The following is a 20,016-nucleotide window of genomic DNA, read 5'->3' on the forward strand; positions in this document are numbered from 1 at the left end:
GCGCTGTCGTTCCATCCACGCTGCCTCAGCTTTTTCCAGCTGGGCGGCGGCGGTTTCGCGGTCACGGCCGATCACCGCCATGCGGGTGGCATCGGCGTAGTTGGCCGGGTCGGCCAACTGGCGGTCCAGCTCGGCCAGCGCGCCTTCCAGCTCGGCTACCTTGGCCTCGGCGGCGGCCAGCTTGTGCGGGTTCACCGGCTTTTTCTGCACCACCTGCGCCACCGGCGCGGTCTTGACCACCACCGGCTCTTCCACCTGCTCCATGCGGGCCTTGGTGCCCTGTGCCTGCGGGCGGGTACGCAGCCACGCGGCGTAGGCATCCAGATCGCCGTCGAACGGCTCGACCACGCCATCAGCCACGCGCCAATAGGTATCGCAGACCAGGCCGATCAGGTGGCGGTCGTGCGAGACCATCACGATCGCGCCTTCGAAGGTGGCCAGTGCTTCGGCCAGCGCTTCGCGCATTTCCAGGTCAAGGTGGTTGGTCGGTTCGTCCAGCAGCAGCACGTTCGGCTGCTGCCAGGCGATCAGCGCCAGCGCCAGGCGCGCACGCTCGCCACCGGAGAAACCATCGACCGGCTCGAACGCGCGGTCGCCCGGGAAATTCCACTTGCCAAGGAAATCGCGGAACGACTGGTTCGGCGCATCCGGGGCGATTTCGCGGAAGTGCTCCATCGGCGACTGGCCTTCGTGCAGCGACTCCACCGTGTGCTGGGCGAAGTAGCCGATCTTCAGATCGGGATGCGCCATTCGCTCGCCCACGATCGGTGCCAGTTCGCCCACCAGGGTCTTCACCAGGGTGGTTTTACCCGCACCGTTCGGGCCGAGCAGGCCGATGCGCTGGCCCGCTTCCAGGCCGAAGCCGACGTTGTGCAGGATCACCGCATCCTTGCCGTAACCGGCCTCGACGTGGTTCAGGCGAATCAATGAGAACGGCAGCTTGGCCGGCGGCGCGAATTCGATGCGGAACTCGCGCTCGGCACGCACCGCTTCGGTACCGGCCAGCTTGGCCAGGCGCTTCATGCGGCTCTGCGCCTGCGCGGCCTTGCTGGCCTGCGCCTTGAAGCGGTCGATGAAGCTCTGCAGGTGGGCGCGCTCGGCCTGTTCCTTCTCGTGCGCGATCTGCTGCTGGCGCAGCTGTTCGGCGCGCTGGCGCTCGAAGTCGGTGTAGCCGCCCGGGTAGAGCTTGGCGCCGCCACCGTGCAGGTGCAGGGTGTGGGTGGCCACGTTGTCGAGGAACTCGCGGTCATGCGAGATCAGCAGCAGGGTGCCCGGGTACTTCAGCAGCCACTGCTCCAGCCAATACACCGCGTCCAGATCCAGGTGGTTGGTCGGTTCGTCCAGCAGCAGCAGGTCACTGGGCATCATCAGCGCGCGGGCCAGGTTCAGGCGCACGCGCCAGCCGCCGGAGAACGAGGACACCGCGCGATGGTGGGTCTCGGCCGGGAAGCCGAGGCCATGCAGCAGCTTGCCGGCGCGCGCTTCGGCGTCGTAGGCATTGAGCTCGGCCATCTTCGTGTGGGCTTCGGCCACCGCTTCCCAGTCTTCACGGGCGGTGGCCTCGGCCTCGGCGGCCAGCACCGCGGCCACTTCGATGTCGCCGCCCAGCACGAAGCTCAGCGCCGGGTCGGGCAGCGACGGGGTTTCCTGGGCAACGCTGGCGATGCGCACCTTGCCGGGCAGATCGACATCGCCCTTGTCCGCCTCCAGCTCGCCCTTCACCGCCGCGAACAGGCTGGACTTGCCAGCACCGTTGCGGCCGACCACACCCACCCGGTAACCGGCGTGCAGGGTCAGGTCGACATTGGACAACAGCAGCCGCTCGCCGCGGCGCAAGGCGAAATTACGAAGGGAGATCATCGGGGGAGGCGTCCATATAACCGAATGGAATGTGCTGGTGAGCACTGTTCCTGCGACGCAATTCTAGCGTTAACGAATACTTGACGCGCCCTGGGATGCGCAGCGGCCGGCGTTTCTCTCTCCCACGTCCTCGCCGCGCGCCTCCCGGGCCCCTCCCCGCAAGCTCCGATCCGGGCTAAATGGTTGCTTCTGCAACGTTTTTCCCGATGACCGGCATTTGACAGCCACTGAATATCCCGTTAATTCCTGCTTTGCGCACCGCAACAACCGCCGTCCGCCTCACCCCCGTGATGTCGATTCCGGTGCCGCCCCCGCCAACCGGAGCCCCATCCCGATGACCCGCAAGACCAGCCTGATCGCCGCCGCCGTCGCTGTCGCACTCGGTGGCTCTCCGTTCGTTGCCGCTGCCCAGCAGGCCGGCACCGCCGCCAACACCCTGGACACGGTGATCGTCACCGGCACCCGCGTGGCCGACCGCACGGTCGCCGAATCGCAGTCGCCGATCGACATCATCACCCCCGAAGCCCTGCAGTCCACCGGCACCAGTGAACTGGCCACCGCGCTGTCGCGCGCGCTGCCCTCGCTGAACTTCCCGCGCCCGGCCCTGACCGATGGCACCAGCGGCGTGCGCCCGGCGCAGCTGCGCGGCCTGTCACCCGACCAGGTGCTGGTGCTGGTCAACGGCAAGCGCCGCCATACCTCGGCGATGATCAACGTCAACGGCAGCATCGGCCGTGGCTCGTCCGCCGTGGACATCAACGCGATTCCGATCGCCGCCATCGAGCGCGTGGAAGTGCTGCGTGACGGTGCGTCGGCGCAGTACGGCTCGGACGCCATTGCAGGCGTCATCAACATCGTGCTCAAGGGCAGCGGCAGTGGCGGCAGCCTGGCGGTGGACTACGGCCAGTACTCGGCCGGTGACGGCAACAAGTACCAGCTCTCCGGCGATACCGGCGTCGAGTTCGGCAACGGCCGTGGCCGCGTGCACGTGGCCGGCCAGATCAGCCAGCAGGACGAAAGCAACCGCGCCGGCCCGTACCGCGGCACCACGCCGAACACCGGTAACTTCCCGAGCATCGGCCAGAAGACCTTCATCGTCGGCGACCCGCGCGTGGATGCGACTGCGGCATCGGCCAACGCCAGCTTCGACTTCAGCGACCACGTGACCGGCTACGCCAGCGCGCTGCTGAGCAACCGCGACATCACCTCGTTCGCGTTCTACCGCTCACGCAACCACAGCGGGCAGAGCGCGCTGCTGGCGCAGACCTACCCGGATGGCTACGTGCCGGAGATCAACCAGTATTCCAAGGACCGTTCGCTGGTGGCCGGGGTCAAGGGCAACACCGACAACGGCTGGACCTGGGACCTGAGCCTGAACCATGGCGAGAACACCCTCGATTTCCACACCCGCAACAGCATCAACTACAGCCTCGGTGCGACCAGCCCGCGCTCGTTCTACGACGGCACGCTGAAGTACCAGCAGGACATCTTCAACGCCGACCTGACCAAGTCACTGGACTGGGGCCTGGCCTACCCGGTAACGCTGTCCTTCGGTGGTGAGTACCGCAAGGAGAAATGGGACCAGAAGCCGGGCGAGCTGAACTCGTACACCGGCAGCGGCGCGCAGGGCTTCGCGGGCTTCACCCCGACCAATGAAGTGCATGCCGACCGCCACAACTACGCGGTCTATGCAGGCCTGGAAGCGGACCTGACCGAGAAGTTCTCGGCGGGCATCACCGGCCGCTACGAGGACTACTCGGACTTCGGCGACCGCTTCTCCGGCAAGCTGTCGGCGCGCTATGCATTCACCGACAAGGTCGCGCTGCGGGCCACCGCATCCAGCGGCTTCCGTGCACCGTCGCTGGCGCAGCAGGGTTACCAGGCCGTCACCAGCCAGTTCCTCAATGGCGTGTTCGTTGAACGCGGCACCTTCCCGACCACCAGCCCGGCCGCGCAGGCACTGGGCGCCTCGCCGTTGAAGGCCGAGACCTCCACCTCCTACAGCCTGGGCCTGGTGCTGCAGCCGGTCGACCGCCTGTACATCACCGTCGATGCGTACCAGATCGACATTGATGACCGCATCGCGCTCTCGTCCAGCATCACCACCAACGCCGCCACCAGCGCGCTGCTGGGCACCCTCGGCCTGCCGCAGGTGACCGCGTTCTCGTACTTCACCAACGGCCTGGATACGCGCACCCGCGGCGTCGACTTCGTCTCCAGCTACACCGTGCCGTTCAGCGCCAGCAGCCTGGAGCTGACCGCCGCCTACAGCTACAACGACACCGAAGTGCGCCGCGTCGGCGGCACCCCGGCGGTGTTTGGCACGCTGGGCCTGACCCAGTCACTGATCGGCCGAGATGAGATCGGCCGCATCGAGGACAGCTACCCGCGCGACAAGGCGATCCTGAGTGGCACCTGGCGTTCGGACCACTGGGAACTGGGCCTGGCCGCAACCCGCTACGGCAAGTTCACCGTGCGCAACTCGGCCACCGCGCTGCGCGACCAGACCTACGGCGATGCCTGGGTGGTGGATGCTTCGGCCAGCTACAAGCCGAGCAGCAACTGGACGCTGACCGTGGGCGCCGACAACCTGCTGGACAAGTACCCGGACCGTACCGAAGACCTGCAGAACTCCACCTTCGGCATGCTGCCGTACAGCAACTACTCGCCGTTCGGCTTCAACGGCGCGTATGTGTACGGGCGGATCAAGTACACCTGGTAAGCGACGCTCTGGTAGTGCCGGCCGCTGGCCGGCAACTCCTAGCCGCATCTCTCACACCCGCCGGAGTGATCCGGCGGGTGTTTTGTTATGTGCTGCGGGCAAGATCAGCCGCGCGGCTGGCAATTGGACGTGCGATGACCTTCTACGATCACACGGACAGACTCGAGACAGTTATCCAGACTGTCAAAATTCACGCTCACTTGAAGACCAGGCAGCGACCACCTCGCGCTGCCAAACGTTCCTTCATCAAGCCAACGACTGGCTCGTTGATCCATGCGCTCTTCGAGAATGGACGGCGGATCATCGAATTGAAGGCCGAATGGCAGCGGCCCAGCCCAGGCTCTTGAGTTTCCCAGTCGATCGCGGACGAAACTGATGCCGGTGCATACCGGATGGCTACCGGGCACGCCCTGCCTACTGTCGAAGTAAAGGATGAAGCCATGCTCGTCGGCTCTATCAACGACCTCGCTGCTCGCCTCCGCCATCAGACTCGCAAGACCAAGGTCCCGGAACGCGACCTGGAAATCGGGGTCATTGGTCGATCTGCCGAGGAAAGAGAGCACCTGCTCCGCCGAAGGGTACTCGCGCGTTGCCGGTGCGCAAGCCAATGGATGCATGGGAATTCCCAAGCTGATATCAAAGATCCCACACGCTCCTGCCTGTTTGATGCATCCAGCCTGATACGTCAGACGGATGCGGTAGTCAGGCAACCACCACGCGTCACGCCTGCCGGCGTGCAAGCTATCCCCAAAGCCCGCCGTGGCGAGCCTTTCGCGCGCTGTCGTCCTGTCGTCCTCCCATTGCAGGCCAAACAGCAGGTCGCCTTCGTACCTGCGCATGACATCCGGAATGCCGGCCGTCACCGCAACGTTGGTGAAGATCAGCTCACCGCTCTTGCCGTGCGAAGCAATGGATCGCCCGTTCCAGTAGTTGCGCTCGCTGAAGGAGAACAGCATGCCCCGCGCGCTCACACGCACAATCGCCTCGTAAGGGCTTTTGGCAGGACGGGCCAGCTCTGGCCTTCGCCTGACGCCAAGCGACTGCAGCATCGTTGAGACGGCTGGGTCAGTGGCGCTTCTGCCAAACAAGGCCGTTATCGCCTGTAGGTCCATTCATTCCTCTTGTGGCAGCCCCAGGCTGACGCAGCGGACTCCCCTTTCACCGTCGTAGTCGACAGCCAGCTCCAGCTTTCCGAGCATCCATGCGTCGACATTGCCAGACAGACCAAACACCATTGGCGCCCCCAGATCGGCAGATGCGTCCGACCTGATCTGGTCCCTGGACATCAGGAAGTTCAGGCCGAAAGGTATCGGCCCTTCATACTGGGTGCCGGTGTCATTTCGCCAGCCCCAGAAGATCACGTCGGTGAGCATCCAGGGGCCATCATCGATGTCGTGATAGGCGGTCTCTGAGACCAGACCGGCATCCTTGAATTCAAGCTGCAGTCCAGCAGCGTCATCTGCCCAGATCCGGTGACCACTGACACCCAGGCGGTAATCATCCAGATTCTGAAGCTGGATTCCGATCCTGGAAAAGATGGTTTCGAGTTCCTTCGATTCCGAATCTCTACCGATCGCGGCGATGAACTCTTCAACGGTGGGATGATTCATGAAATTCCGCCTATCTGTATGGGCGAGATGCGCCTACGTAGCGCTTACGGATGGTGATCGCTACGCTTGATGGGGATGCTCAACGAATGCAGCGAATCGAGTCATCTGGACCAGAGAAATCAACCGCAAGCTCCAAGCCACTGACGCACCAGACATCCACCTCACCATCAAATCCCATTTCAACAGCATTCCCTGCACTCAACGCGGCGAGTCGCTCCCTTACATGCTGGCGCAGCATGGAAAAGCTCAGTCCACAGGGCAACGGGCCTGAGTAGGCAGGCTTCTCCTTCCTGACTTTGTTCTTCTTACTCACTCTCGCTCCCCAGAGCGCTACGCTCGTCAGTACCCAGGGCCCTTCGTCCAGGTCGTGGTAAGGAATGTCCACCAGCAGCCCGACGTCCTTGAATTCCAACTGCAGCGTATTTTCCTCGTCAGTCCAGAACCGCATTCCCGCCAACTTCAACGGATAGTGACGAAAGTCGCGCTCACCAATTTCCAGATCAAGGAGCAAGCGGGACAGGGGCGCCGAGCTTGTGTCTTGACCTATCGCCTGAATCACTACGTCAATGGCGGGAAGCTTCATGTGGTCGTTCGCCCATGCGGTCTGGAGAGAGCAGGCCCCTCTGATTGGTCAGCAGAACGGAGTAGCGGACACATGGTGACGTGTTCCGGACTCGAGGAACCCTCCGCCAGATTGCAAACTTCAGCCCCGTCGCCTGCGCCTCCCGGCCGGCCACCGGCCCTTGGATGCTGTCGCATCGACTGAAAACCTTGGCGCACAGGGGCAAAGGGTCCTGCGATGGCACCGCCGCGTATCGAACCCATCCCCTTCCCTTGCCTTTCTCGGGTGGCGTCGGCCTGGCTGCGGTTCACGGTCCAGAGCCACTGGCCACCCCAAATAGGTCCGATCCCGACAGCGCCACCCTCGACCGCCCCGCACACGCCAGGTCGGACGCCGACCACTGATGGCTCCGCCCACGCAACGATCCGATACGCTGGCCCGGTTTGCCGTATCTGGCCGCATCGGTGAAAATCGGGGCATTCCCCCGATTTCCTGCGAGTGCCGATGCACCATGACACCGACCTGATCAACATCGTTGCCGTTGGCCTGGGGCTCGCCTTCATCTTCGGCGCGCTGGCCAACAAGCTCCGCTTGTCTCCCCTGGTCGGTTACCTGATTGCTGGCATCTGCGTAGGCCCGTTCACCCCCGGCTTCGTCGCCGACCAGGCGCTGGCCAACCAGCTGGCCGAACTGGGCGTGATGCTGCTGATGTTCGGTGTCGGCCTGCACTTCTCGCTGAAGGACCTGATGGCGGTCAAGGCGATCGCCATCCCCGGCGCCATCGGCCAGATCGCGGTGGCCACCCTGCTCGGCTGGGGTGTGGCCTCGCTGATGGGCTGGCCGGCCATCCATGGGGTCATCTTCGGTTTCTCGCTGGCCACCGCCAGTACCGTGGTGCTGCTGCGGGCGATGGAGGAACGCCGGCTGCTGGAGACGATGCGCGGCAAGATCGCGGTCGGCTGGCTGATCGTGGAAGACCTGGCCTGCGTGCTGGCACTGGTGATGATGCCGGTGATGGCCGGCGTGTTCGGTCCCGACGCGGCCAAGGAATCGCACTCGCTGGGCAGCGTGCTGGCCGACATCGGCTGGACCTTCGTGCAGCTGGGCCTGTTCGTGGCGGTGATGCTGGTGGTCGGCCGCCGGGTCATTCCGTGGATCCTGGAGCGTATCGCCGGCACCGGCTCGCGCGAGCTGTTCACCCTGTCGGTGCTGGCGATCGCGCTGGGCGTGGCGTTCGGCTCGGCCATGTTGTTCGGCGTCTCCTTCGCGTTGGGCGCGTTCTTCGCCGGCATGCTGCTCAACGAATCGGAGCTGAGCCACAAGGCCGCGACCGATTCGCTGCCGCTGCGCGATGCGTTCGCGGTGCTGTTCTTCGTCTCGGTCGGCATGCTGTTCGACCCCAACATCCTCGTCCAGCACCCGTGGCAGGTGCTGGCCACGGTGCTGATCATCATGTTCGGCAAATCGGCCGCGGCGTTCTTCATCGTGCGTGCGTTCGGCCATCCGACCAGCACCGCGCTGACCATCTCGGCCAGCCTGGCGCAGATCGGCGAGTTCGCCTTCATCATCGCCGGCCTCGGCGTCGCCCTGCAGATCCTGCCGAAGGAAGGCCAGTCGCTGGTGCTGGCCGGTGCGCTGGTGTCGATCATGCTCAACCCGCTGGTATTCGGGCTGCTGGACCGTTGGCAGGCCAAGCAGGAGCAGTCACCCCAGGCCGCCGAGCCCGAAGAGGCCACCGGTCCCTCACGTGACCTGCATGACCACGCCATCGTGATTGGTTATGGCCGCGTGGGCAGCGAACTGGCCCAGGTGCTGCGCGACCGTGGCGTGCCGGTGCTGGTGATCGATGACAACAAGGAGCACGTCGAGCAGGCGCACGCCAAGGGCCTGGCGGCGATCCGCGGCAGCGCCGCCGCCGACCGGGTGCTGGCCGAGGCCCATCCGGAGCGCGCGAAGATTGCGGTGCTGGCGATTCCGCAGCCGCTGGAAGCCGGTGAGGCGCTGGCCAAGCTGCGGGCGATCAACCCGGACCTGACCCTGCTGGCGCGCGCACACAGCGATGCGGAAGTGAAGCATCTGCTGGAACACGGTGCCGATGGCACGGTGATGGCCGAACGTGAGCTGGCGTATTCGCTGGCGGAGATGATCATGTCCACGCCGCCGTACCGGAATCTGGGGCAGCACAGCATTCCGGTGGTGTGAGGGGTGTGGGTGCGGCAGGGCTTGCAGCCCTGCACCTGCCGAGGCAACGGCAAAAGCAAAGGCTGACTATCCGTGGGATGGCGGGGTGGGTCCCCGCTGCTGTTGGTGGGTGTCGACCTTGGTCGACACGGCGACACAAAAAAATCCCCGGTCGACCCGCATCGACCGGGGATCTGGATCGCCACGTTGCCATGCCTTGGAGAGGCAGTTCCACCGTAGCGCATCGCGGTGCCGGTGGTGATCGCCAGTAGCGATGACGACCAAGCGCGTAGCTATCAGGCGCCGGCCAGGGCCTGTTCCAGGTCGGCGCGCAGGTCGCCGATGTGCTCGATGCCGATCGACAGCCGCACGGTGTCTTCGCTGACGCCGGCCTTGGCCAGTTCGGCGGCATCCAGCTGGCGATGGGTGGTGGAGGCCGGATGGGTGGCCAGCGACTTCGCATCGCCCAGGTTGACCAGGCGGGTGAACAGCTTCAGCGCATCGAGGAAACGTGCACCCGCCTCACGGCCGCCGGGCAGGCCGAAGGTCAGTACGCCCGAGCCGTGTCCCCCCAGGTAGCGCTGCGCGGCGGCGTGCTCCGGGTCGTCGGCCAACCCGGCGTAGCGTACCCAGGCCACCTTGTCGTGCGCCTTCAGGTACTGCGCGACGGCCAGTGCATTGGCATTGATGCGCTCCATGCGCAGGGCCAGGGTCTCGATGCCCTGCAGGATCAGGAACGCGTTGAACGGTGACAGCGCCGCGCCGGTATTGCGCAGTGGCACCACCCGCGCGCGGCCGATGTAGGCCGCTGGCCCCAGTGCTTCGGTATAGACCACGCCGTGGTAGCTCGGATCGGGCTGGTTGAGGCGTGCGAAGCGTTTGGGCTGCGCGGCCCAGTCGAAGCGGCCGGAGTCGATGATCGCGCCGCCGAGGCTGTTGCCGTGGCCGCCCAGGTACTTGGTCAGCGAGTGCACGACGATGTCGGCACCGTGCTCGAACGGGCGCAGCAGGAACGGTGTGGCCACCGTGTTGTCCACGATCAGCGGCACGCCGGCGGCATGCGCGACCTCGGCGATGGCGGCAATGTCGGTGACGTTGCCACGCGGGTTGCCGATCGATTCGACGAACACCGCCTTGGTGCGCTCGTCGATCAGCGCGGCGAACGCCGCTGGATCGGCGGGGTCGGCGAAGCGCGCCTGGATGCCGTACTGCGGCAGCGTGTGGGCCAGCAGGTTGAGGCTGCCGCCATACAGCGCGCTGGAGGCAACGATGTTGTCACCGGCCTCGGCGATGGTCTGGATGGCATAGGTGATCGCGGCCTGTCCCGAGGCCAGCGCCAGTGCGCCGATGCCACCTTCCAGGGCGGCCAGGCGCTGCTCCAGCACGTCGGTGGTGGGATTCATGATGCGCGTGTAGATGTTGCCCGGCACCTTCAGGTCGAACAGGTCGGCGCCATGCTGGGTGTCATCGAAGGCATACGCCACCGTCTGGTAGATCGGCACCGCCACCGCGCGGGTGGTCGGATCGGGCCGATAGCCGCCATGCACGGCCAGGGTTTCCAGTTGCCACTGCGGGTCGCTCATTGCACCAGGCTCCATCCGGGGAAACCGCCACCATAGGCCAGCCGGGGCGTGGCACTGAGAGCCCCTGGCGATGACGTCCGTACCGCCGGTTATCAGGTTGGCCGCGATTCAGGCAGCCGTCATGGGCCGTTGCTAGGCTTCGCCGCCGGGCGCTCCTGCCCGGGCACGGAGGCCCCACGCGCATGCAGCCATCCCCTTGGACACCCACCGCCAACGGCACGCCGACACCGGTCCTGCTGGTGGAGGATGATCGTCGCCTGGCCGAACTGGTCAGCGACTACCTGAACGAGCATGGCTTTGCCGTGCAGCACGTCGCCCGTGGCGACCTGGCCGGCGCGGCCTGCCGCCAGCATGCGCCGGAACTGGTGGTGCTGGACCTGATGCTGCCCGGCCTCGGCGGCATCGACGTGTGCCGGCAGATCCGCAGCTTCTCCGACGTGCCGATCCTGATGCTGACCGCGTGCGAGGACGACATCGAGCAGGTACTGGGCCTGGAATCCGGCGCCGACGACTATGTGCACAAGCCGATCGAACCGCGCCTGCTGCTGGCGCGCCTGCGCGCGCTGCTGCGCCGCCGCCACGGCAGCAGCAACACTGGCACGCCCTGCCGGCTGATGCATGGTGAACTGCTGATCGACCGCATGCAGCGCGAGGTGCATCTGCATGGCCAGCCGGTAGACATGGGCACCACCGAATTCGAGATCCTGTGGCTGCTGGCCAGCCAGCCGGGGCAGATCCTGTCGCGCGACCAGATCCTGCAGGCGGTGCGCGGCATCGGCTTCGACGGCCTGGACCGTAGTGTCGATGTCAGCATCGGCAAGCTGCGCCGCAAGCTGGGCGATGACGCGCGCGAACCGCGGCGGATCAAGACGGTGTGGGGCCGCGGCTACCAGTTCAACCCGTCGGCCTGGACCGCATGAAGCGGCTGTTCCTGTGGCTGTGGTTCGTCACTGGTGCCTGCTTCCTGGTGTCGGTGTTTTTCCTCAACCACATCCTGGACGGCATCTACACGCCTGTGCAGGATCGAGTGTTCGTCGAGCAGGTGCGCGGGCAGGTGTACGCCCTGCGCAGTGGCCTGGCCGGCCTGGACGCCGGCCAGCAGCGTGAGCGCCTGCAGCAGTGGCAGCCACACTACGGCATCGCGCTGACCCTGCTCGACAGTCCGCCCGTGCTCGACCCACAGGAACAGGCAGCCGTGCAGGCCGATGGCTTCATCGTGCGCGATCAATACCAGCAGGTCCTGCTGCCCATCGAAGGCATCGGAGGCCGCTGGCTGCACCTGCGCCTGCCTGGCGCGGTGCAGATGACGACGTACATGACAATCGCGGCATACCTCAGCATCCTGCTGCTGGTCGGCGCCAGCCTGTACGCCTGGGTGCGCCTGCTCTGGCGCGATCTTGAAGCGCTGCGCCTGCACGCCGACCGCATCGGTGCCGGTGATCTGCAAGCGCGCGCACAGGTCTCGCCGCGCTCGCAGATCCGGGTCATCGTCGAACATTCCAACCGCATGGCGGCACGCGTAGCCGAACTGGTGCAGCGCCAACGCGACCTGACCCATGCGATCTCGCACGAACTGCGCACGCCGATCGCGCGCGTGGCCTTCGGCCTGGACCTGATGCAGGACAGTGATGATCGCGAACGCCGCGAACGGCTGGCACAGGGCCTGCACGGCGACCTGGCCGAACTCAACCGGCTGGTCAGCGAACTGCTGGCCTATGAGCGCCTTGAGCATCCCAGCGAAGGCGAGCCGATGCAGCGCATCGAAGCCGACGACTGGCTGCAGGCCTGTCTGGCCGATGCACGCCGTGATGCCGAACGCGGCGGCGTGGTCCTGCGCGTGCAGCCCAGTGCGTTGCCACGGGTGGATGCCGAGCCGCGCCTGCTGCAGCTGGCACTGAGCAATCTGGTGGGCAATGCGCTGCGCCACACGCATTCGCAGGTGGAAGTCTCGCTGGTCGGCGTCGGCGGCCGGGCCTGCCTGCGTGTGGATGACGACGGCCCCGGCATCGCCGAAGCCGATCGCGAGAAGGTGATGCGTCCATTCACCCGCCTGGACGACAGCCGCAGCCGCGACACCGGCGGCTTCGGCCTGGGCCTGGCCATTGTCAGCCGCATCGCCGCCCGCCACGGTGGCGAGCTGCGCATCAGCCGCGCCACGCTGGGCGGCGCGCGCCTGGAAATGCACTGGCCGCTGGCTGCCAGCTGAACGCCCACGGGCACGATTACAGTTGATTACAACTCCCGCACAACTGCGGACGGATCGGTCGCCGGCGTATCGCCACGCTAACGACCCTGCAGCACTCGCCGGATGCGCGCGCTGCCTTCCTCCCATTGTCGAGAGTTTCCATGTCCCAGCTTCGCCGTTCCCCTGCCCTGCTCTGCCTGGCCCTGTTGCCGCTGTTCGCCGCACCGATCGCCCACGCCAAGGATGACCACTGGACCTTCGAGGTCGCTGCCGGCGGTGGCGTGGCACCTCGCTACAGTGGCAGCGAGGAGTATCGTGCAACGCCTTCGCTGTCCTTCGATGTCACCTCGCCAGGGGGCTGGTTTCTGGGCACCAGCGGCATCGGCTGGGGCACGTCCATCGGCGAGCACACGCGCGTGCGTGCCTACGTCGGCGCCAGCGGCATCCGCAAGGAAAAGGACTCCCTGCTTGGCGGTTCGGACTTCCTGCGCGGCATGGGCGATATCGATACCCGTCCCCTGGTCGGCGTCTCGGCTGGTTATACGCTGGGCGAAGCCGTGCTGAGCGGCTCCTGGCAGTTCACCCGCAAGGACGAGGACAAGGCCGAGAACGGCCTGGCCACCCAGCAGATCCATCTGAACCTGAGCATGCCGCTGTTCGACCTGGCCGGCGGCGTGGTCAGCGGCAGCGTGTCCACCGACTACGGCAACCGCGGTTACATGCAGACCTGGTACGGCGTCAGCCCGGAACAGGCGGCGCGTACCGGCTTTGCCGAGCACAAGCCAAAGGCCGGCCTGGTCAGTGCCGGTGTCGGCCTGAAGTGGAGCCACCGCGTGGGCCGCAACGGCAACTGGTACATCTCGGCCGAAGGCACGCGCCTGCTCGGTGATGCCGCCGACAGCCCGATCGTGCAGAAGGCGAACCAGTTCGGCTTGATGAGCGGCTATACGCACCGCTTCTGAGTGAGCGCCGGGCAAGGCCCGGCATACCTCGCAGGAAACGGGGCGCTGCGATCAGGCAGCGCCCCGCATGATTCACGCCCTGGCGAACACCAGGTGACCGCCGTCGTTGCCGACTTCGATGGTGTCGCCGTTGACGAAGGCACCGGAGAGGATCTTCTGCGCCAGCGGATTTTCCAGCTGTGCCTGGATCGCACGCTTCAACGGACGCGCGCCATACACCGGATCGAAGCCAACGTTGCCGAGCAGGTCGAATGCTGCGTCGGACACCATCAGCTTCAAGCCACGCTCGGCCAGGCGCTTCTCCAGCCCACGCATCTGGATGCGCGCGATCTGCTTGATCTGCTGCTTGTCCAGCGGGTGGAACACCACGATGTCGTCCAGGCGGTTGATGAATTCCGGGCGGAAGTGTGCCTGCACCACGCCCATCACCGCCGCCTTCATCTGCGTGTAGGCCTCCGGGCTGTCGTCGGTGCTCATGTCCTGGATCTGGTGCGAGCCCAGGTTCGAAGTCATCACGATGACGGTGTTGCGGAAGTCCACGGTGCGGCCCTGGCCATCGGTCAGGCGGCCATCGTCCAGCACCTGCAGCAGGATGTTGAACACATCCGGATGTGCCTTCTCCACTTCGTCGAGCAGGATCAGCGAATACGGGCGGCGACGCACGGCCTCGGTCAGATAGCCGCCTTCCTCGTAACCGACGTAGCCCGGAGGTGCACCGATCAGGCGTGCGACGCTGTGCTTCTCCATGAACTCGCTCATGTCGATGCGGATCATCGCGTCGGCGCTGTCGAACAGGAACTCGGCCAGCGACTTGCACAGCTCGGTCTTGCCGACACCGGTTGGGCCAAGGAACAGGAACGAGCCGGCCGGACGGTTCGGATCAGACAGGCCCGCACGCGAACGGCGCACAGCATCGGAGACGACCTTGATCGCTTCCTCCTGGCCGACCACGCGGTTGTGCAGCACCTCTTCCATGCGCAGCAGCTTGTCGCGCTCGCCTTCAAGCATCTTGTTGACCGGGATGCCGGTCCAGCGCGACACGACCTCGGCGATCTCCTCGTCGGTGACCCGGTCCTGTACCAGCTTGAAGTCCTTGTGCTCGGCTTCCTGCGCGGCGGCCAACTGCTTCTCCAGCTGCGGCAGCAGGCCGTACTGGATCTCGCTCATGCGCGCGAAATCCTGGCGGCGCTGCGCGGATTCCAGCTCCAGCTTGGCCTGCTCGACCTGCTCCTTGATCTTGGTTGCACCCTGCAGCGCGGCCTTCTCCGACTTCCAGATTTCATTGAGGTCGGAGAACTCGCGCTCCAGCGCATCGATGTCGTTTTCCAGATCGGCCAGGCGCTGCCGCGAGGCCTCGTCCTTCTCCTTCTTCAGCATCTCGCGCTGGATCTTCAGCTGGATCACCCGGCGTTCCAGGCGGTCCAGTTCCTCCGGCTTGGAGTCGATCTCCATGCGCAGGCGCGAGGCGGCTTCGTCCATCAGATCGATGGCCTTGTCCGGCAGCTGGCGGTCGGTGATGTAGCGATTGGACAGCGTGGCCGCCGCCACGATGGCCGGGTCGGTGATCTCCACGCCGTGATGCACGGCGTACTTCTCCTTCAGCCCGCGCAGGATCGCGATGGTGTCCTCCACCGACGGTTCGCCCACGAACACCTTCTGGAAGCGGCGCTCCAGCGCTGCATCCTTTTCGATGTACTTGCGGTACTCATCCAGCGTGGTAGCGCCCACGCAGTGCAGCTCGCCGCGTGCCAACGCCGGCTTGAGCATGTTGCCGGCATCCATCGCACCGTCGGCCTTGCCGGCACCGACCATGGTGTGCAGCTCATCGATGAACAGGATGATCTGCCCTTCGCTCTTGGCCAGGTCGTTGAGCACGCCCTTCAGGCGCTCCTCGAATTCACCGCGGAACTTGGCACCGGCAATCAGCGCGCCCATGTCCAGCGACAGCACGCGCTTGCCGCGCAGGCCCTCGGGCACTTCGTCGTTGACGATGCGCTGGGCCAGGCCTTCGACGATCGCGGTCTTGCCCACGCCGGGTTCGCCGATCAGCACAGGATTGTTCTTGGTCCGGCGCTGCAGCACCTGGATGGTGCGACGGATCTCCTCGTCACGGCCGATCACCGGATCGAGCTTGCCGCTCTCGGCACGCGCGGTCAGGTCGATGGTGTACTTCTCCAGCGCCTGCCGCTGTTCCTCGGCATTTTCCGACTGCACGTTCTCGCCGCCGCGAAGCTTGTCGATGGCAGCCTGCAGGCGGGTCTTGTCGGCACCGGCGGCGCGCAGCGCCATGCCCAGCGTGCCGTTGTCTTCCAGCGCGGCCAGCACGAACCACTCGCTGGCAATGAAGGCATCGCCATTCTGCTGAGCCAGCTTGTCAGTGTGATTGAGCAGGCGGCCGAGGTCATTACCCATCGAAACGTTGCCGGCCTGGCCGGACACCTTGGGCAGCGCATCCAGCGCCTCGGTCAGGCGCTCGCGCAGCACCGGCACGTTCACCCCGGCCTGGGCCAGCAACGGGCGCGTGCTGCCGCCCTGCTGGTCCAGCAGCGCGCTGAACAGGTGAACCGGTTCGATGATGCTGTTGTCACGGCCCACGGCCAGCGACTGTGCGTCTGCCAGCGCCTGCTGGAAACGCGAGGTGAGCTTGTCCATCCGCATTGCGAATCCTCATCGGTCATCAGGGCCGGCCCGCGCCGGCGATGCTGGAAAGATGCGGTTGCCCCACCCCGTTTCAAGGGTGACTGCGACTGCACCCCGAGGCCAGTCAGCCTGCGGCCAGCATGCCGGAGTGGGTGTGGTCGGCGCGTTGATCCCGATCAGTTCCGCGATGGACGGGCTCAGCGGGTGATCGCGGTGCGGATCGCCCGCAACTGCTGCTTGACCGCCCGGGCCTGTGCCGGGTCCATACGCAACAGCGCCTTCTGGCCGATCGAGCGCGACTGCAGGGTGGAATCGACAAAGCGGTAGCGACCGCGCTCATCACGCTGCACCAACGGTGCCTGCGCCAGTTCCGGGGTCTCCAGCAGATGGTCGATCACCGCCACCAGACGGTCGTTGAAGTAGCCCTCAGGCCGGCCCAGGTCGACGTAGGCCTGCTGGATCAGCGGATAGAAGCGCTTGTAGGCGGTGGCCGTTGCCGCCGGGTCGAGCGCGGTAAATGCCTGCACGTAGGGCGCATAGCGCGCCGCGTTGCTGGCGGCGATGCGTTCGCCACCCTCGCCCGGCTCGACCTGCAGGTTGCCCGGCAGCGGCCGCGCGGCCAGCGCGGTCGGCGGCACGCTGGGCTTGTCCAGGTTGTCGACCTGGGTGACCAGGCGCTGGATCAGATGATCGCGCAGCAACAGGGTCAGCGGGCCCTCGCCCTGGAACAGCTGGCTCAGTGCGCCCCAGGCAGCGGCATCGCTGTCAGCCAGCTTCGGCAGCGCCGGATCGGCTGCGGCCTCGGTATCCAGCGGATGCTTGATCGGCGGTGGCGCTGGCGCGGGTTCTGCGGCCGCCTGCGGTTGTGGCGGTGTACTGGTACTGGAGGGGGTTGATTGCACCGGCACCGAGACACCGTCTGCCAGGCGCTTCAGCTGATCGCGGAACAACCAACCGCCCGCGCCACCGATCACCATCACACCCAACACCCAGGGCCATATCGCCTTTCCACTCTGCATGACGCAGCACCTCATTTCACACGCATGGAGAGGGTGTGACCCCACCGATTCCAGCGGGTTCCCCACCTGTTCCGCTGCCGTTCGGGTTCGGACCTGCAGCAGAGCCGCGCTCACGCCTGCTTTGCACGCCACGCGCGAGGCTGTGGGTCTTGTCCTGTGGAGGCACTGCCATGCAGTACGCGCTGTATTACTGGACTGGCATCCAGGGCCGTGGCGAGTTCGTGCGCCTGGCGCTGGAAGATGCCGGCGCCGATTACATCGACATGGCGCGGGTGCACGGCGATGCAGTGATGCAGCCGTTCCTCGACGGTGGCAGCGAAGGTGCGCAGCCCTTCGCACCGCCGTTCCTGAAGGCCGGGCGACAGGTCATCGCGCAGGTCGCGGCCATCCTGGATTTTCTCGGCCCGACGTTGGACCTGGTGCCGCAAGCGGCCTCGCGGCGGATGCAGGCACTGCAGTTGCAGCTGACCATCGCCGACCTGGTGGCAGAGGTACATGACACCCACCATCCGATCGCCGCATCGAAGTACTACGAAGACCAGAAGACCGAAGACAAGGCCCGGGCCACGTCGCTGCGCGGCGAACGGTTGCCGAAGTTCCTTGGTTACTTCGAACAGGTGCTGGCCGCCAACGGAGGCCGACATGCATTGCGCGAGCATTCCTATGTGGATCTGTCGCTGTTCCAGCTGCTGAGTGGGCTGGACTACATGTTCCCGCGCCGCATGCAGGCACTGGCGCCGACCCTGCCCCTGCTGCGTGCGCTGCAGGAGCGGGTGGCGAAGCGGCCGAACATCGCCGCCTACCTGGGCTCGGAACGGCGGCTGGCGTTCAACACGAATGGCATTTTCCGCCATTACCCGGAGCTGGACGCCGAACGGTAGCGCCGGGCCATGCCCGGCGTCCCCCGGTCAATGATCGGTGCCTTCACCCAGCGGCTTCACCGGCTGCTTCTGCAACGACAGCAACCCCAGCAGTACCGCCAGTGCCACATACGCGCCTGCGAACTGCCAGCTGATGATGCGCGCCAGGCCTTCCAGATCCCACGGCAGGTAGATGCCACCGCGCGGGTCCACCGAGTGGATCAGGCCGAACAGCGTCAGCACCGCCGCCACCAGCAGGAAACCGCAGGCCCGGCGCAGGCGTCCATCGACCATCGCCGCCACCGCCGAGATCCACAGCATCGAGGTGATGATGAAGCCATTGCCGAGGGTGAAGATCACCGCCAGCTCGGGCAGGCCGTGGCCGTCGAGCTTGGTCAGCAGCTGCGGCAGCTGGTCCGGGGCGATCCAGCCGGGTGCCTTGATCGCCAGCAGGTAGGCCACGGACGGCAGGAAACCGAACACCATCGCACCGGTGTGGTGACGTGGCGTGGCCTGGAAGGCCTGCGTGGTGATGTCGATGGCCACGTACACGATGATCGGTGCCAGCACCGCCAGCGGCAGCCACTGCACCAGCCCGGAAATGATGCCGAGCATGCCGCCGATGCCGACGAACAGGCCGGTCAGCAGCGTATAGCCGCTGCGTGCGCCCATGTGCTTGTAGGCCGGCTGGCCGATGTACGGCGTGGTCTGCGCAACGCCGCCGCAGACACCGGCCACCAGCGTCGCCACCGCTTCCACCAGCAGGATGTCACGGGTGCGATAGTCATCGCCGGCCGCACGTGCGCTCTCGGAGACGTTGATGCCACCGACCACCATCAGCAGGCCGAACGGCAGCAGCAACGGCAGGTAGGTCATCGCCGTGGGCAGGCCTTCAAGGAAGCCCAGCGTCGGCAGCGGCAGCACCACCTGCGGTGGCACCCATTCCGGCACATGGAAGCCCGGTGCACCCAGTCCGGCCACGCCCAGGCCGTAATACAGCACGGTGCCGAACACGAAGGCCAGCAGCACGCCGGGGCCACGCACCGGCAGCTTGCCCTTGGCGATCAGCACATACAGCAGCAGGCCCAGCGTGGTGAAGCCGACCAGCGGCGAGCGCAGCGTTTCCAGCAGTGGCAGCAGGCCCATCAGCACCAGCGCGATGCCGGCAATGGAACCCAGCAGCGCCGCACGTGGCAGCGCGCGGGTGACCGCTTCGCCGAAGAACGACAGCACGAACTTGAGCACGCCCATGATGACCAGCGCGGCCATGCCCAGCTGCCAGGTGGCGATGCCCGCTGCGTGCGGGTCCATGCCCTGCTGCTTGAAGACGAGGAAGGCCGGGCCGAGCACCAGCAGCGCCATGCCGATGCTGGTCGGCGCATCCAGGCCCAGCGGCATGGCGGTGACATCGTCGCGGCCGGTACGTGCGGCCAGCCGGCGCGCCATCAGGGTGTACAGCAGGTTGCCGACCAGCACGCCGAAGGCCGTGCCGGGGAACATGCGGCCGAACACCACATCGGCGGGGAACTGGAAGATCCCGACCAGGGCCATGGCGATGAAGCCGAGGATGGAGAGGTTGTCGACGACCAGGCCGAAGAAGCCGTTGAAGTCGCCGGAGACGAACCAGCGACGCGGTGCGGCGGAAGCGGGAGCGGACATGGAAGGGGCGGTGGGGGTGGGGATCGCCGATGGTAGGCCCAGCGGGGCCGGCGCGCCAATTCCGTCGTGGAATGATGGGTTCCAGCCAACGGCGGGGCCCCTCGTGGCTGGGCGCGGGTAGAGTCGACTGTTAGTCGAATGGCATTGCGAGTTGAGCCGGTCGGGATGGGCTG

General features: G+C 66.0%; 14 protein-coding genes. 6 read left to right on the forward strand and 8 right to left on the reverse strand.

Translation table 11 applies throughout. The features are described 5' to 3' along the window. Positions 1–1,860: ABC-F family ATP-binding cassette domain-containing protein (locus N5D45_RS16320; RefSeq protein WP_279939280.1), on the reverse strand; the 1,860-nt coding region annotated here is incomplete at its 3' end. Between the two features lie 334 nt (positions 1,861–2,194). Here N5D45_RS16320 and N5D45_RS16325 point away from each other — a divergent pair. After that, complete coding sequence (locus N5D45_RS16325) at positions 2,195–4,582, forward strand: TonB-dependent receptor (RefSeq protein WP_227200419.1); 2,388 nt, start codon at positions 2,195–2,197, stop codon at positions 4,580–4,582. A 104-nt stretch (positions 4,583–4,686) separates the two neighbouring features. Here N5D45_RS16325 and N5D45_RS16330 read toward each other — a convergent pair whose 3' ends face one another. The 3 genes from N5D45_RS16330 to N5D45_RS16340 form a co-directional block, all read right to left on the reverse strand. After that, positions 4,687–5,538, reverse strand: a complete 852-nt coding sequence (locus tag N5D45_RS16330) for a hypothetical protein (protein ID WP_279939282.1) — start codon at positions 5,536–5,538, stop codon at positions 4,687–4,689. A gap of 156 nt (positions 5,539–5,694) precedes the next feature. Then, the gene (locus N5D45_RS16335) at positions 5,695–6,192 is read right to left on the reverse strand and encodes a hypothetical protein (protein ID WP_279939283.1); all 498 of its coding nucleotides are present in this window, start codon (positions 6,190–6,192) and stop codon (positions 5,695–5,697) included. Between the two features lie 79 nt (positions 6,193–6,271). After that, positions 6,272–6,775 (reverse strand): hypothetical protein, encoded by a 504-nt coding sequence (locus N5D45_RS16340; protein ID WP_279939285.1) that lies wholly within the window; start codon positions 6,773–6,775, stop codon positions 6,272–6,274. Positions 6,776–7,258: 483 nt separating this feature from the next. Here N5D45_RS16340 and ybaL point away from each other — a divergent pair, with 483 nt between their 5' ends. Then, on the forward strand, positions 7,259–8,956 hold the full coding sequence (gene ybaL, locus N5D45_RS16345; protein WP_049411118.1) for a YbaL family putative K(+) efflux transporter: 1,698 nt from the start codon (positions 7,259–7,261) through the stop codon (positions 8,954–8,956). A gap of 275 nt (positions 8,957–9,231) precedes the next feature. On the opposite strand, the gene N5D45_RS16350 is transcribed toward ybaL, so the two are convergent. Next, the gene (locus tag N5D45_RS16350) at positions 9,232–10,518 is read right to left on the reverse strand and encodes an aminotransferase class V-fold PLP-dependent enzyme (RefSeq protein ID WP_049454259.1); all 1,287 of its coding nucleotides are present in this window, start codon (positions 10,516–10,518) and stop codon (positions 9,232–9,234) included. 182 nt (positions 10,519–10,700) lie between these two features. Between N5D45_RS16350 and N5D45_RS16355 the strand changes: the two genes are divergently transcribed. The 3 genes from N5D45_RS16355 to N5D45_RS16365 all read left to right on the forward strand — a co-directional run bounded on the left by N5D45_RS16355 (position 10,701) and on the right by N5D45_RS16365 (position 13,665). After that, positions 10,701–11,438, forward strand: coding sequence for a response regulator transcription factor (locus N5D45_RS16355; RefSeq protein WP_164194026.1), 738 nt, complete (start codon positions 10,701–10,703; stop codon positions 11,436–11,438). Continuing rightward, positions 11,435–12,724 (forward strand): ATP-binding protein, encoded by a 1,290-nt coding sequence (locus tag N5D45_RS16360; protein ID WP_053443414.1) that lies wholly within the window; start codon positions 11,435–11,437, stop codon positions 12,722–12,724. The genes N5D45_RS16355 and N5D45_RS16360 overlap by 4 nt, the downstream gene beginning before the upstream one ends. Positions 12,725–12,864: 140 nt before the next feature. Beyond that, complete coding sequence (locus N5D45_RS16365) at positions 12,865–13,665, forward strand: MipA/OmpV family protein (RefSeq protein WP_057502347.1); 801 nt, start codon at positions 12,865–12,867, stop codon at positions 13,663–13,665. A 72-nt stretch (positions 13,666–13,737) separates the two neighbouring features. Here the strand turns inward: N5D45_RS16365 and clpB are convergent, their stop codons facing one another. Beyond that, a complete protein-coding gene (clpB, locus tag N5D45_RS16370; RefSeq protein WP_164194028.1) occupies positions 13,738–16,323 on the reverse strand; it encodes an ATP-dependent chaperone ClpB in 2,586 nt (861 codons plus the stop codon). Between the two features lie 179 nt (positions 16,324–16,502). Beyond that, positions 16,503–17,324, reverse strand: a complete 822-nt coding sequence (locus N5D45_RS16375; protein WP_279939288.1) for a DUF3014 domain-containing protein — start codon at positions 17,322–17,324, stop codon at positions 16,503–16,505. Positions 17,325–17,494: 170 nt separating this feature from the next. Here N5D45_RS16375 and N5D45_RS16380 point away from each other — a divergent pair, with 170 nt between their 5' ends. Continuing rightward, on the forward strand, positions 17,495–18,205 hold the full coding sequence (locus N5D45_RS16380) for a glutathione S-transferase (RefSeq protein WP_279939289.1): 711 nt from the start codon (positions 17,495–17,497) through the stop codon (positions 18,203–18,205). Between the two features lie 27 nt (positions 18,206–18,232). Here N5D45_RS16380 and N5D45_RS16385 read toward each other — a convergent pair whose 3' ends face one another. Next, complete coding sequence (locus N5D45_RS16385; RefSeq protein ID WP_164194032.1) at positions 18,233–19,843, reverse strand: hypothetical protein; 1,611 nt, start codon at positions 19,841–19,843, stop codon at positions 18,233–18,235. Positions 19,844–20,016 lie beyond the last annotated feature (173 nt).

This window comes from Stenotrophomonas sp. GD03819, assembly GCF_029841665.1.
Lineage (GTDB): Bacteria > Pseudomonadota > Gammaproteobacteria > Xanthomonadales > Xanthomonadaceae > Stenotrophomonas > Stenotrophomonas geniculata.

Excerpts from the sequence above, each read along its gene's own strand:
- N5D45_RS16325 (WP_227200419.1), top strand. The coding sequence starts at position 2,195 with ATGACCCGCAAGACCAGCCTGATCGCCGCCGCCGTCGCTGTCGCACTC.
- N5D45_RS16330 (WP_279939282.1), bottom strand. The coding sequence starts at position 5,538 with ATGCTGTTCTCCTTCAGCGAGCGCAACTACTGGAACGGGCGATCCATT.
- N5D45_RS16335 (WP_279939283.1), bottom strand. The coding sequence starts at position 6,192 with ATGAATCATCCCACCGTTGAAGAGTTCATCGCCGCGATCGGTAGAGAT.
- N5D45_RS16340 (WP_279939285.1), bottom strand. The coding sequence starts at position 6,775 with ATGAAGCTTCCCGCCATTGACGTAGTGATTCAGGCGATAGGTCAAGAC.
- ybaL (WP_049411118.1), top strand. The coding sequence starts at position 7,259 with ATGCACCATGACACCGACCTGATCAACATCGTTGCCGTTGGCCTGGGG.
- N5D45_RS16350 (WP_049454259.1), bottom strand. The coding sequence starts at position 10,518 with ATGAGCGACCCGCAGTGGCAACTGGAAACCCTGGCCGTGCATGGCGGC.
- N5D45_RS16355 (WP_164194026.1), top strand. The coding sequence starts at position 10,701 with ATGCAGCCATCCCCTTGGACACCCACCGCCAACGGCACGCCGACACCG.
- N5D45_RS16360 (WP_053443414.1), top strand. The coding sequence starts at position 11,435 with ATGAAGCGGCTGTTCCTGTGGCTGTGGTTCGTCACTGGTGCCTGCTTC.
- N5D45_RS16365 (WP_057502347.1), top strand. The coding sequence starts at position 12,865 with ATGTCCCAGCTTCGCCGTTCCCCTGCCCTGCTCTGCCTGGCCCTGTTG.
- clpB (WP_164194028.1), bottom strand. The coding sequence starts at position 16,323 with ATGCGGATGGACAAGCTCACCTCGCGTTTCCAGCAGGCGCTGGCAGAC.
- N5D45_RS16375 (WP_279939288.1), bottom strand. The coding sequence starts at position 17,324 with ATGCAGAGTGGAAAGGCGATATGGCCCTGGGTGTTGGGTGTGATGGTG.
- N5D45_RS16380 (WP_279939289.1), top strand. The coding sequence starts at position 17,495 with ATGCAGTACGCGCTGTATTACTGGACTGGCATCCAGGGCCGTGGCGAG.
- N5D45_RS16385 (WP_164194032.1), bottom strand. The coding sequence starts at position 19,843 with ATGTCCGCTCCCGCTTCCGCCGCACCGCGTCGCTGGTTCGTCTCCGGC.